This is a genomic window from Caulobacter sp. FWC2 (assembly GCF_002742625.1).
Lineage (GTDB): Bacteria > Pseudomonadota > Alphaproteobacteria > Caulobacterales > Caulobacteraceae > Caulobacter.
Genome location: NZ_PEBF01000001.1, coordinates 461,260 through 475,211, shown reverse-complemented (window position 1 = coordinate 475,211; position 13,952 = coordinate 461,260). Strand labels below are relative to the sequence as shown.

Genomic DNA, 13,952 nt, shown 5'->3' with positions numbered 1-13,952 from the left:
GTCGTGACTAGAAGCGATACTGGGCGCGAAGGCCATAGGTCGCCGGCTGGCCGGGCGCGGCGATGTCGATCAGCGGCAGGAAGAAGTTCCGCGTCAGGTCGTACCTGGTGTTGAAGACGTTGCGCGCGAATGCGGTCAGCGCCCAAGGCCCCTTGGCCGGCGACACCGTCACGCTGGCGTTGGCCAGCCAGTAGCTGTCGACGTCGTAGCGCGCGCCTAGCAGCAACGGCTTGGTCTTGTCGTGGAAGGCATAGTTGCCTTGCGCCTCGACCTCGAAGTCGCCGACCGCCCAGGTGTAGGCGATGTCGCCGCCGTAGCTGAGCGGCGGGAAGCCGACCTTGGCGCCGGTGCGGTCAATAAAGACAGCGCGCTTGGCCGCGACGCTGGCGGGGATGTCCAAGTCGTTCAGGTACTTGTCGAACTTGCCGGCCTTGTAGCCCAGCGACTGGCCGATCCGCAGGGCCGGAACGGGACGCCAGGTCAGCTCCAGCTCGCCGCCGTACAGGTGCGACTTCTGAGCGTTGACGATGGCGCCGATCGGGCCGTTGTTGATGTCGTAGATCGCCGACTGGATCTGCTGGTTCTTGTAGTCGTAGTAGAAGATCGAGCCGTTCAGCTGGACCGTGTTGGCCGCGAAGCTGGACTTGAAGCCGGTCTCGTAGGCCCACAGGGTCTCGGGCTTGAAGCCGTCGACGGCTGCGGCGTCCCCACGATTGTACGACGTGAAGCCGCCCGACTTCGTGCCCTTGCTGACGCTGGCATACAGCAGCACGCCGTCGACCGGCCTGTACTCGAGAGCCAGCTTGCCGGTCACTGACTTGTTCTTCAGCGACTTGTCGTCGGTCGGGCTGAAGTTGGTCGGCGGCGCGCCGGGGGCGAAGACGCCGGCCGTGACGAAGTCGAACTGCTGGCGCTTCTCGTCTTCTCCGCGCAGGCCAGCCACCAGTTTCAGCCTATCGCTAAGCGCGTATTCCACCTGGCCAAACAGCGAGGCCGAGCGGACCTTCTGGCTGTAGGTCGTGCGGGTGTCGAACAGCAGCGACTGGTAGAAGTCGGAATAGAAGGCCTCATTGATGGTCTCGCGCGAATAGTAGCCGCCGACCAGCCATTGCAGCGGGCCCTCGGTCTTCGACGAGGCGCGCAGCTCCTGCGAGAAGACCTTGGCGTCGGTGTCGAAATAGGTGCCGGCATAGGCGTAGGGCGAGGCGTCCCAGTCGTTGTATTCCTTGCGGTGCAGCTTTTCGTAAGACGTGATCGACACCAGGTCGACGCCGTCGGTCTCGCCGTGCGCCCGCAGCGAGGCTCCGCTGCTCTTGGTGTCGTGGAACGGCTTGGCGTTGGCGGCGATGCCGGTCAGCGTCGCGAAGGCGGCCGAGCCGCCCCAGCCGGTGTTCTTGCGGCTGCCGTCGGCCGGAATGGTCGCCAGGCTGGCGTTATAGCCCAGCGGATTGAACAGATAGAGTCCGGTCGGCTCGGACTTGTCATAGCCGGCGTGGATGCTGAGCAGGAAGTCTGCCCTGTCGTTGGGCGTCCAGGCCAGTTGGCCGCGCACCGAGCTGGTGTCCTTGTCGCCCAGCTTCTGGCCCGTGGCGCGGTTCTTCTGCCAGCCGCCGCCCTGGTCGGTGACGAAAGCCACGCGACCGCTGAGCGTGTCGCTGAGCGGACCGGACACATAGCCCTCGGCCTTGAACGCATCGTTGTTGTCGTATTCGGCGGTCACGCCGGCAGCCAACGCGCTGGTCGGTCGGTTGGTGATGAAGTTGATCGCGCCGCCGGTGGTGTTGCGGCCGTACAGCGTGCCCTGCGGGCCGCGCAGCACTTCCACGCGGGCGATATCGAACAGCAACCCTTGGGTCTGGGCCTGGATCGGATAGGCCACCTCGTCGACGCTGACGCCGACGGTCGAGGAGTTGTTCGAGGCGTAATCGTCGAAGCCCACGCCGCGCAGGCGGAAGCTGGGCTGACCGCTTCCGAACTGGGGCGTGATCTCCAGGCTCGGCGTAGCGTACTGCAACTGGTTAACCGTGGCGACGCCGCGCGCGACCAGCTGCTCGCCCGAGATCACCGACAGGGCCACGCCGACGTCCTGGGCCGATTGCTCGCGACGCTGAGCGGTGACGATCACCTGCTCAACTGCGGCGTCGCCGGACGTCTGAACGCCGGACTGGGCCCACGCCCCGCCCGCGAAAGCCGCGCCTAAGGCGCCCGCGGCGGTTCCGATAAGAAGACGCTTGATCAACGCTCTATCCCCCTTGGCGACGCGGAAAGAAACGCGTCGTCTTGCCCGAATAATTCCTACCTATTGAATGGGAATTGAAAGGAAGATTTCCTCCCTACGGGCCAAGCTTCTCTAACCGCCGTCTCGACACCGGGGGAAATCCGATCGGAGGCGAGGCCAGGGGAATGCGCCGAGGACGACATCAAGCACCGACGAGCCAGTCGCGACCGCCACGATGGCGACGCGCAAAAAGCGGGTCAATGATTGAGACCGCAACGCCTTCAAACGATGTCGGGGAGAAAATGGCGCGCCCGGAACGATTCGAACGTCCGACCCTCAGATTCGTAGTTTGCTGACAAGTCTATCTCTTTCACAGACTTCTCGGATATCAATGTAAATTAAATGATCTCTGTAATTTTTCTCCATGTATGGAGAATTGGGGAAAATATCGCCCGCCGAAAGATCGAGCCAATATGAGCAAGAAACTCTCTCTAAGTCCAGCCCGTTAGTCTGCGGACCTTTAGGATCGGAACGAGCGATCTACGTCTGCCAGGACCGACGATATCGATCTACGGGAAGCTCCCCCCACGCCGGCTTCTGTGGCGAAGCGATCCCAGCCGGCGACAGCCTCCCGAGCCTGCGAAACGATCTGGTCGATGATAGCCGCGCTCAAACCATGGCGCGCACCGAGCGACGCAAAATGCGCATGGGTCGGCGTTCGCCCCTCGCCCTCGACAGCCAAGTAGTGCTCCCCTCCCGGGCCGCGAGAAAAGGTCAGGTCGTAGGCGGGAGCCAAACGCCAGACACCTTGCGCATCCATGAGATAACTATGCTGACGCGCATGATCGTCCCGGTTGGAGGCCAGCACGTTAAAGACGGCTCGCCGGTACGCCGCCTTCACATCTTCCGCATGCCGCGTGATCGCCTGGGTGGCCCGGAGGAATGTGTCGTAGCTGACTGTCGGCGCCGAGGGTTCGGCCTCGATCGCTCCAGCCAAGGACACCATGTGCAGCCGCGCGCCAGGCCTTGGGCGGTCGAAGCGGCGTGTAGAAAAGTAGCCCGGGCCTTGCTGGGCCGAAAGCAGTCGGTATTCGCTGACTTCCAGTCCGGCCGCTACCGCCATGGCGGCGTAGGCAGCCTCGATGGGGCCAATATCTACTGGGTCATTCGTCGCACGAAACTTTACGATCCAAGCCTCGTGCCCACTGGCGGGTTCGCCATGGCTTACAGAGATGCGCCCCGCTCCATCGAAGCCGACATGGATTTTCGGTCGCGCTCCACCCGACGCTCCAGCTAGGTCGGCTAGTGTGGACTCAAGTGCGGCCTCCTCACCGTTGAGGATCTCGGCCGAAGCTGCGGCAAGCTCGTCCAAGTCGAGGGCATCGAACTCATTCGCGGGCGTGGTCTCCGGTTGGAACACTAGCGCACCGCGACCTTGAGACCCCACGAGCGACAGACGCTCTAGCGGGGTCAGATCCTCGATGTCGTAATCCAGCCCCGCGAGTCGCCGGCGCATCAGCAGCCGCCCCCAGCCCTCTGGTAAGCTATCCGCTAGAAAGCCGTGGAGCCCCTCAAACTTGCGCCCCCGCGCGGCAACAAGGCCGGGCTCGGGCGGATAGAGGATGGGATCGACAGGGAGTTGCGCCCGAACCACATCGCTGGACCATTCAAGCTGCGCGAGGCCGCCAGACATAGCCACTCGACCAACATGCGTGGGGCCGTCGGCGTCCGAGAACTGCAGCCCCAGCAGCAACGGCGCCCCTCTGGGAAGCTTCACGATTGTCTCGCCTTTCGAACGCGCTTTGGCGCCGCCTTGGCTTTAGCTTGCTGCGCCAAAAGCTCATCCAGACTCTGGGCCACTGTTGGCGGGAACAGCTCATCAATAGGCACTTCACAGCGCAAAGCTAACGAGGCCCTGATCATGTCTTCGATCGAAGCAGAGCCGTCGGCTTCCAACCTCCGCCAGGTCCGATAAGCCACGCCCGCGCGTTCCGAAGCCGCGCGCTGCGTTAGCTGCAGGCCGATACGGCGGGCTCGGATGCGCCCGGCAAGATCCGCTTGAATCTCTGAGATAGTCCGCAACATCGGCCATATATGGCCACTTAAACCTAAAATATCGAGTTAATTGTCCATATGCGGGCACTTTACGTGCCTCGTCGGTCCAATCCCGCCGAAACGCTCTAATTATCACAAGCGCGTGATGACGAATGTCAAGATCGGCGGCAATGAAAATCGAATGACGCGAATGGCGTCAGTGAGCCCATCGAGTGACAATATTAGCGTCATTTATCCCCGGAAGCACTTATCTATATTTTCGATTGTTACATCCAAAGCGACGTTTCATTTCGATACAATTTACATCACCCCTCGGAGTTGCTGTTTTAGAAACATCATCAACTTATAGCGATACCCGAATGACTGAAGTCCCCGGAAAGGCTGGCGGCGCGCTGCTAAGGAACGCAACCAACGCGAAGCGCGAGCGCCCGTACCAATACTCTGTCGACCTGGGCCCTGCCCTCTCCATGCGACTGAGTTCCGAGCTACCCGACAACCTGGAGATCGGGCTTCTCGTCTGCCCACCGCTCCCCAATGACCGAGGCTATGAGGAGCTTGAGACCTCGGGGTATGAGAGGCAGAAGCTGGAGTTCGCACGCAGCGGACCGCGATACGTTCTCGCCAACAAGACGGTGGTGCAGTTCGGACCGCTCGGGCACTCGTGGCGAAAGCCGAGCCACGCGGCCATCTTCAGCGGCGAAGGCCGCCTGCTCTACTATGGAGCACTCTACCAGCGAACTCCGCCGGCCATAGACGCTGCGCCTAACTGGATCGAGTTCGACGCGAATACGATCCGGACTCAGGTCCTCTAAGCGCCACGCCATGACCCGCCAAGCTGACAAGCGCTACCTACGACTGCGCCTTGCCGAGGCTCAAAACTGGCGCTGCGCCTATTGCGCGCGGGTCATGGCTATGGACGGACCAGGATTAGACACTGCGACCGTAGACCACTTAATTCTGCGCAGCCGAGGCGGCCGGCGGAATTGGTGGAACACGGTCGCGGCATGCCGAGCCTGCAACGAAGCGCGCGGCGCGGAGCCGTGCTTTGCCGGCTTTTATCTCGTGGTGCAGGTCGCGCAGTCCAGCTTGAGATTTTCCGTGCCCAGCACTCAACGCTCGCCGCTGAACGCGGAAATCTCGGGCCTGGCTCTAGCTAAGGCCAATTTTCGCGATAGCCTGCGCGACGATGCAATTCTGGTGGGTGAACCACAATCAGACGGCGCGACAGGAAGTCGAGGGCCAGTATCTCTGGTCGCCAAAGACCGAGAGCAACGGCGCGCGCAGCGAATTCTATAAAAACATGCGGCGCGCCTCTCCAGGCGATCTGGTTCTCTCCTACTCCGGCCAAGCCGTTCGGTATGTTGGGCGCGTTACAGATTTTGCGTTCACCGCGCCCAAGCCTGCTGAGTTCGGCACGACCGGGTCAAACTGGAGTGACGAGGGTTGGCTCCTTCCAGTGTTCTGGGTCCAGCTCGCGCGTCCGGTGAGCCCCAAGGCGATGATCGATGTCATCCGCCCGTTATTGCCCCGCCGCTATTCCCCTCTGAATCCTGGCAATGGAGCAGGAAACCAGAAGGCGTACCTCGCCGAAATCGCGCAGGATCTCTTTGACACCATCACAGCGGTCACAACGTTCGATGCCGTCACCCTGCACCGCGCGGGCGCTAATAGCCTTAGTTTTGAGGTTGTGAACGACCTGCTTGAGGACACCGTTGAGCAGCGGATCGCTAGCGATCTGACATTGGATGACACTGTGAGGCGGAGCGTGATCCAAGCCCGCCGCGGCCAAGGCAAGTTCCGAGCAAATGTCGAGGCGATGGAGCGGTGCTGCAGACTCACTGGAGTCAGCAATCCAGCCCTTCTGATCGCCAGCCACATCAAGCCATGGCGCCTTTGCGCATCGGCCCAGGAGCGCCTCGATGGCGCGAACGGTTTGCTTCTTACCCCGGACGCCGATCTGCTCTTCGACCGCGGCTTCATCAGCTTCCACGACGACGGCGAAGTTCTGGTTTCGCCGCGGGTCGATCGCGAAGACCTGCGCCGTCTAGGCCTCGACCATTTGAACTGGGGGCAGCCAGGCTTTGGGGACGTCGGGGCAAGCTGGAACGCCAATGCCTTTGCGTCAGCTCAGACGCGCTACATGGCCGATCATCGCGCCAACGTCTTCGTGGCTTGATATCACGTCCGCATCTGACGCTGGCGCACGCCACCTAGACCTTGCGCGAAGACCTGCGCCTTGGTCTATCTGGCGTTGTCTTGGGGAGCGTACCATCCATGAACCAACAGTCCTTGTCGGCCTTCATCTGGTCGGTGGCCGACCTCCTGCGCGGCAGCTTCAAGCAGGCGGACTACGGCAAGGTCATCCTACCGTTCACGGTGCTGCGCCGTCTGGACTGCGTACTCGAACCGACCAAGGCCGCGACACTGGCAGAACACGACAAGCGCGTCGCCCAAGGCGTCGATCCAGACCCGTTCCTGCGCCGGACTTCAGGCGCCGGTTTCTACAACACGCACAGGTTAGACCTGAAGCGCCTGCTGGGTGACCCGGACAACATCGAGTCCAACCTGAATGCCTATCTGCGAGCCTTCTCACCAGCGGTCAGAGACATCTTCGAGCGCTTCAAGTTCTTCGCTCAGATCGACGCGCTGGTCGAAGCGAAGCTTCTCTACCTAGTGACCGAGAAGTTCGCGGCGATCGACCTCCACCCCGAGGTCGTCGACAACCACCAGATGGGCCTCGTTTTCGAGGAGCTGATACGCAAGTTCGCCGAACTATCGAACGAAACAGCCGGGGAGCACTTCACCCCGCGCGAGGTCATCCGCTTGATGGTCGAGCTGATCTTCGTTGAGGACGACATCGCTCTCAGCGAACCGGGCGCGGTGCGCGCCATCTATGACCCGACGGCTGGCACGGGCGGCATGCTGTCCGTCGCCGAGGAACGCCTGGCGCAGCACAATCCCGGCGCCAAGCTCTCGATGTATGGCCAGGAGCTGAACCCGGAGTCCTACGCCATCTGTAAGGCCGACATGCTGATCAAGGGCCAGCCCGTCGACAACATCGCGTTCGGCAACACCCTGTCAGACGACGGACACCACGCCCAGAAGTTCGACTACATGCTGTCCAACCCGCCGTTCGGCGTGGAGTGGAAGAAGGTCGAGAAGATCGTACGCGCCGAGCACGAGCAGCAGGGCTTCGCCGGCCGTTTCGGTCCCGGCCTGCCGCGCGTTTCGGACGGGTCCCTGCTCTTCCTGCTGCACCTGCTGTCCAAGATGCGGCCGGCGGTCGATGGCGGCAGCCGGTTCGGCATCGTCCTGAACGGCTCGCCCCTGTTCACCGGCGGAGCCGGCAGCGGCGAAAGCGAGATCCGCCGCTACTTGCTGGAGAACGACCTGGTCGAGGCCATCATCGCCCTGCCGACCGACATGTTCTACAACACCGGCATCGCCACCTATGTCTGGATCGTCTCCAACAAGAAGCCGGCCGCCCGCAAGGGCAAGCTGCAGCTGATCGACGCCAGCGGCTTCTGGAAGAAGATGCGCAAGTCCCTGGGCTCCAAGCGCAAGGAGATGGGCGAGGACGACATCGCCCTGGTCACCCGGCTGTTCGGCGACTTCGTGGATGCCCAGATCGCCACCCTGGTCGACGCCGCCGGCAAGGAGGCCGGCAAGGTCGTGGTCCGCTCCGGCGAAACCCCGCCCGCCGCGCCCGAGGGCGGCAAGGTCAAGCTGGCGCCGCTGTCGCGGATCTTCGCCAACGCAGCCTTCGGCTATCGCACCATCACGGTCGAGCGGCCGCTGCTGGACGAGGCCGGAGCGCCCGTGGTCGGCCAGAAGGGCAAGGCCAAGGGCAAGCCGTTGGCCGACAGCGCCCGCCGCGACACCGAGAACGTGCCGTTGTCCGAGGACGTCGAGACCTATTTCTCCCGCGAGGTCCTACCCCACGCCCCCGACGCCTGGATCGACGCCGACAAGACCAAGACCGGCTACGAGATCCCCTTCAACCGCCACTTCTATGTGTTCGAACCGCCGCGCGACCTGGCCGAGATCGACGCTGAGCTGTTGCTGGTCACCGACCGGATCAAGGCGATGATCGAAGGGCTGGCGGCGTGAGTTTTCCGGCCTATGAGAGCTACAAGGAGAGTGGGGTCGAGTGGCTTGGACGTATTCCATTCCATTGGAAGACGACTGCTCTGAAGAGATTTTGCGCTCTAATAACAGATGGAGCGCACGTTTCTCCAATCACTGAAAATGGTATGTATTGCTTTGTTTCGACTGTTAACGTTTCTATTAATGGTATAGATTTTGAAAACTGCTTGAAGACGTCTGAAGAAAATTACAGGTATCTGGTCAAAGCCGGATGTAAACCCGAAATTGGGGATGTATTGTTCAGCAAGGATGGAACTATAGGTCGAACTGTAGTCGTGTCTGAGGCGGTGGATTTTGTCGTTGCTTCGTCGCTGATAATAATCCGACCTGACCAACACCGGCTTGATTGCTCTTATTTGAACCACCTATGCCAATCTGAATTCGTTCAGCAGCAGGTGGCGCGGTTTGTAAAGGGCGCGGGGTTGCCGCGCCTTTCGATCCAGAACCTCGTTCGAGTGATCGGCATTTTCCCCTCAATGGGCGAACAGCGCACCATCGCGATCTTTCTCGACAGAGAGGTCGCTAAGATCGACGCGCTAGTGGAGGGGCAGCGGCGGCTGATCGAACTACTGAAGGAGAAGCGGCAGGCCGTCATCTCCCACGCCGTCACCAAGGGTCTCGACCCGTCCGCCCCGATGAAGGACTCCGGCGTCGAATGGCTAGGCGAGGTGCCCGCGCATTGGGAGGTTTGCTTTCTGAAGAGGGCCTTCAGCGAGGTTGACTACGGCATTTCGGACTCACTCGATGCAGATGACGGCGTGGCCGTTTTGAGGATGGGGAACATCCAGGACGGCGAGATTGATCTGACCGATTTGAAGTATGTTACCTCGGTTGAGGAGGCGCTTCTACTCCGGCCGCTGGACCTATTATTCAATCGAACGAACAGCTTGGATCAGATTGGTAAGGTGGGGCTTCTGCGGCAGCCGCCCTCATGTCCATTGTCGTTCGCTTCATATCTGGTCCGTTTGCGCCTCAACCCGTCATGTTCGCCGCAGTTTATGTCCAAGCTACTGAATACTCGAGACGTTCTTGGCCAGGCGCGAGCGAGAGCCTTTGTTGCAATTGGCCAGTGCAATCTTAACCCGACGCGTTACGGGGAAATTACCGTTGCTCTCCCGCCGATTGCTGAACAGGAACAGATCGCCACGTACTTGGAGGGTGAGGCTCACGAGATTGATGCGCTGGTCAGCACGGCCAGGACAGCCATCACCCTTCTCCAAGAACGCCGCGCCGCCCTGATCTCCGCCGCCGTCACCGGCAAGATCGACGTGCGGGGCCTCGTCCAGACGGCGGAGGCGGCATGACCCGGCTGTGGATCGTCCGCGCCGGCCGCCATGGCGAGCGGGAGCTGGAGGCCATTACCCAAGGCAAGCTGCTGCCTGGCTTCAACGAGCTGGGCGATCTGTCGGGCCTGAAGGACCGCGAGGCCATCGGCCGCGTGCTGGCGGAGGCCGATCCGCTGGGCGGCAAGAACACCCAGCGCAACTTCGCCGCCCAGTTGAACCAGTTCGTCAACACCATCGCGGTCGGGGACCTGGTGGTGCTGCCGCGCAAGGTCACCAGCGGCGTCGCCATCGGCCGCGTGACGGGGCCTTATGTCTATCAGCCCGGCGGCGTTTGCCCGCACACCCGGGCCGTGACCTGGCTGAACGAAGCCGTCCCGCGCGAGGCCTTCGCCCAGGACCTGCGCCACTCGCTGGGCGCCTTCATGACCGTCTGCGAGGTCAAGCGGAACGAGGCTCTGGCCCGGGTCGAGGCGGTGCTGAACACCGGCCGGGACCCCGGCCCGCTACTGGGCAAGCAGGGCGTGGTTGCGGTCAAGGCCGCCACCGAGGACGCCGAGGCCGAGGATGTCGAGCTGGACGTCGAGGACATCGCCCGCCAGCAGATCATCGCCCTGGTGAAGTCGGCCTTCGCCGGCCACGACCTGGCCCATCTGGTCGCCGAGATCCTGCGCATCGAGGGCTATGTGACCAAGGTCTCGCCGCCCGGCCCCGACGGCGGGGTCGACATCCTGGCGGCCGGCGGACGGCTGGGCCTGGGCGAGGACCGCATCTGCGTGCAGGTGAAGTCCGGCGACGCGCCCGCCAACCAGGAGGTGGTGCTGAAGCTGATGGGCTCGGTCCAGGCCGCCAAGGCCCGCACCGGCCTGCTGGTCAGCATCGCCGGCGTCAACGGCCCGGCCCAGAAGCTGATCGACAGCGAGTTCTTCTCGGTGCGCCTGTGGCAGATGCCCGAGCTGCTGAATGCTTTGTTCGCCAGCTATGGTCAGCTTACGGACGAAACTCGCGCCAAGATCCCTCTCAAGCAGATTTGGTCCCCCGTGGCCGGCGTAGACGCCTAGGAGCGCGAGCATGGACCTGCACAAGGAGATCCGCTTCGAGGACGAGATTTGCGCCCATCTGGCGGCGAACGGCTGGCTGTATGACGGCGCGGCCGGAGACCGCCATGACCGGACGCGGGCGCTCTATATCGACGATCTGGTCGCCTGGGTGCAGGACAGCCAGCCCGAGGCCTGGGAGGCCCTCACCCGGGCCAACGGCCCCGCAGCGGCTCAGGTGCTAACCGACCGGGTGCGCAAGTCGCTGGACGAGCGCGGCGTGCTGGATGTGCTGCGCAATGGGGTTGAGCTGCTCGGCGCACGGGGACGAATCCAGCTGGCCCAGTTCAAGCCCGCCATGGGCATGAACCCCGAGATCGTCCGCCGCTACGGCGCCAACCGCCTGCGTGTGGCGCGCCAGGTGAAGTACGCGCTCGGCAACGAGAACTGCCTGGACCTGGCGCTCTATCTCAACGGCGTGCCGGTCGCGACGGCCGAGCTGAAGTCGGACTTCACGCAGAGCGTCGAGGACGCGATCGACCAGTACAAGCGCGACCGCGACCCTCGGCCCAAGGGCGGGCGCGAGGAGCCGCTGCTAGCGTTCCCCGGCGGGGCGCTGGTCCACTTCGCGGTCAGCAACAGCGAGGTGGCCATGACCACCAAGCTGCAAGGCCGCGACACCTTCTTCCTGCCGTTCAACAAAGGCGACCACGGCGGCAAGGGCAATCCGCTGAACCCGAACGGCCACCGCACCGCCTACCTCTGGGAGGAGGTTTGGGCACGCGACAGCTGGCTGGAGATCCTGGGTCGCTACATGGTGACCAAGCGCGACGCCAAGAAGCGCATCACCAGCGCGGTCTTCCCCCGCTATCACCAGCTCGACGCCACCCGGAAGCTGGCCACCCAGGTGCTGGCCGAGGGGGCCGGCGGCAAGTTTTTGATCCAGCACTCGGCGGGCTCCGGCAAGACCAACTCGATCGCCTGGGCCGCGCATATCCTGTCAGAGCTGCACGACGACGCCGACAACAAGCTGTTCGCCAGCGTTATCGTGGTCTCGGATCGTAACGTCATCGACACCCAGCTCCAGGAGGCGCTGTTCGACTTCCAACGCACCGCCGGGGTGGTAGCGACGATCAAAAGCGAGAGCGGCTCCAAGAGCGGCCAGCTCGCCGAAGCCCTGGCCGCCGGCAAGAAGGTTATCGTCTGCACGATCCAGACCTTCCCCTTCGCGCTAGAAGCGGTGCGCGAGCAGGCGGCGGCGCAGGGCAAGGCCTTCGCGGTCGTCGCCGACGAGGCCCACTCCAGCCAGACCGGCGAAGCGGCGGCCAAGCTCAAGCAGATGCTGTCTGACGCCGAACTCGCCGAACTGGCGGACGGCGGCGAGGTCGACACCGAGGCGGTGCTGATGGCCAACATGGCTGGCCGCGCCGCCAGCGACAAATCCATCACCTATGTCGCCTTCACCGCCACGCCCAAAGCTAAGACGATGCAGCTCTTCGGTCGCCCGGGCGACGATGGTCAGGCGGCTCCCTTCCACGTCTATTCGATGCGCCAGGCGATTGAGGAAGGCTTCATCCTCGACGTCCTGAAGAACTACACGCCCTACAGCCTGGCCTTCCGCCTCGCCAATGACGGCCAGGAATGGGACGAGCGCGAGGTCGAGCGCGACACGGCGCTGAAGGGGATCATGCGCTGGGTGCGGCTGCACCCCTACAATATCGCCCAGAAGGTCCAGATCGTCGTCGAGCACTATCGCGAGAACGTCCTGCCGCTGCTGGACGGCAAGGCCAAGGCGATGGTGGTGCTTGGCAGCCGTCAGGAGGCGGTGCGCTGGTCGGTGGCGATCAACGCCTACATCCAGAAGATGGGTTATCCGCTCGGGACGCTGGTCGCCTTCTCCGGCGAGGTTCCGGACGAGGCGCTTGGCGCCGTCACAGAGACCAGCACGGCGCTGAACCCGGGCCTCAATGGTCGCGACATTCGCGACGCCTTCAGGACCGAGAACTTTCATCTCCTGCTGGTCGCTAACAAGTTCCAGACCGGCTTCGACCAGCCCCTGCTGTGCGGCATGTATGTGGACCGGCGCCTTGCCGGCATCCAGGCCGTACAGACTCTGTCCCGCCTTAACCGCGCCCATCCGGGCAAGGACACCACCTACATCCTCGACTTCTGCAACAGCGCCGAGGAGATCCTGACCGCCTTCCGCACCTACTACGAGACTGCGGAGCTGGAGGCGGCGACCGATCCGAACCTGATCTTTGACCTCCGCGCCAAGCTCGACGCCGCCGGCCACTATGACGATCACGAGATCGAGCGGGTGATCAGGGTCGAACTCGATCCACGCGCCAAGCAGGGCGACCTTATCGCCGCCCTGGAGCCCGTCGCCGATCGCCTCGTGAAGACCTACGCCGCCGCCAAGCAGGCCTGGGTGACCGCTAAGGCGCTGGATGACGAACGCGCCGCCGCCGAGGCGATGGACCACATGAACGCGCTGGAGCTATTCAAAGGCGACATGGCCGCCTTCCAGCGGCTCTACAGCTTCCTCAGCCAGATCTTCGACTACGGCAATACCGAGATTGAAAAGCGCTCGCTGTTCTTCCGCCGCTTGTTGCCCCTACTTGAGTTCGGTCGCGAACGCCCCGGGGTCGACCTCTCCGGCCTGCGCCTGACGCATCACGCCTTGAAGGCAAAGGGCCAGCAGGACCTGCTGTATGGCACGAGCGAGGCTCCCAAGCTCAGTGGCATGGCAGAGGTAGGCTCGGGCGGCCTGCACGAGAAGGAGAAGGCCAGGCTCGACGAGATCATCGCCAAGCTGAACGACCTGTTCGAGGGCGAGATCACCGACGACAATCAGCTCATCTACCTGAACGGCGTCCTGATGGGGCATATGCTGGGTTCGGAGGATCTTCAGACCCAAGCGATGGCGAACACCAAGGCACAGTTCGCCGCCTCCCCCACGATCCGCGACGAGTTCCTAGACGCGGTGATCGGCAGCGAGGATCAGTTCTCCAGCATGAGCCAGCAGGTGCTCTCGTCAGAGGCGCTGCGAGAGAAGCTGCTGGATATCCTGTTGGGACCGGGCAACCTTTACGAGGCGCTGCGCGAACGGGCCCTAGCTCGGGACGGAGGTTAGCTGCCTTCGCAGTAGCGCCAATAGCTGACGTTGGCATGCCTCCAAGAAGCGGAAATTCAGCACCCGGTTAGGCTGGTGGC

At 62.9% G+C, this 13,952-nt stretch carries 8 protein-coding genes and 1 pseudogene; 7 read left to right on the top strand and 2 right to left on the bottom strand.

Annotation, left to right across the window (positions count from 1 at the left end):
- Positions 1–7: 7 nt before the first annotated feature.
- Together CSW62_RS02385 and CSW62_RS02380 are read right to left on the bottom strand one after the other, a co-directional pair.
- Positions 8–2,239 carry a TonB-dependent receptor gene (locus tag CSW62_RS02385; RefSeq protein ID WP_099575612.1) on the bottom strand — a complete coding sequence of 744 codons (2,232 nt, stop codon included), beginning with the start codon at positions 2,237–2,239 and terminating at the stop codon, positions 8–10.
- Positions 2,240–2,738: 499 nt separating this feature from the next.
- Positions 2,739–3,971, bottom strand: coding sequence for a type II toxin-antitoxin system HipA family toxin (locus CSW62_RS02380; protein ID WP_233206591.1), 1,233 nt, complete (start codon positions 3,969–3,971; stop codon positions 2,739–2,741).
- Positions 3,972–4,632: 661 nt separating this feature from the next.
- Here CSW62_RS02380 and CSW62_RS02370 point away from each other — a divergent pair.
- From CSW62_RS02370 to CSW62_RS02340, 7 genes and pseudogenes are all read left to right on the top strand, one after another.
- Entirely contained in the window at positions 4,633–5,085 is a 453-nt protein-coding gene (locus CSW62_RS02370; RefSeq protein WP_099575609.1) for a hypothetical protein, read from the top strand.
- 10 nt (positions 5,086–5,095) lie between these two features.
- The gene (locus CSW62_RS02365) at positions 5,096–5,569 is read left to right on the top strand and encodes an HNH endonuclease (protein WP_099575608.1); all 474 of its coding nucleotides are present in this window, start codon (positions 5,096–5,098) and stop codon (positions 5,567–5,569) included.
- A complete protein-coding gene (locus CSW62_RS02360) occupies positions 5,460–6,449 on the top strand; it encodes an HNH endonuclease (protein ID WP_099575607.1) in 990 nt (329 codons plus the stop codon). The genes CSW62_RS02365 and CSW62_RS02360 overlap by 110 nt, the downstream gene beginning before the upstream one ends.
- Positions 6,450–6,547: 98 nt before the next feature.
- Positions 6,548–8,383, top strand: a complete 1,836-nt coding sequence (locus tag CSW62_RS02355) for a class I SAM-dependent DNA methyltransferase (protein ID WP_099575606.1) — start codon at positions 6,548–6,550, stop codon at positions 8,381–8,383.
- The gene (locus tag CSW62_RS02350) at positions 8,380–9,723 is read left to right on the top strand and encodes a restriction endonuclease subunit S (RefSeq protein WP_099575605.1); all 1,344 of its coding nucleotides are present in this window, start codon (positions 8,380–8,382) and stop codon (positions 9,721–9,723) included. The genes CSW62_RS02355 and CSW62_RS02350 overlap by 4 nt, the downstream gene beginning before the upstream one ends.
- Entirely contained in the window at positions 9,720–10,763 is a 1,044-nt protein-coding gene (locus tag CSW62_RS02345) for a restriction endonuclease (protein WP_099575604.1), read from the top strand. The genes CSW62_RS02350 and CSW62_RS02345 overlap by 4 nt, the downstream gene beginning before the upstream one ends.
- Positions 10,764–10,773: 10 nt before the next feature.
- Positions 10,774–13,590, top strand: a pseudogene (locus tag CSW62_RS02340) (type I restriction endonuclease subunit R); the annotation flags it as partial.
- Positions 13,591–13,952 lie beyond the last annotated feature (362 nt).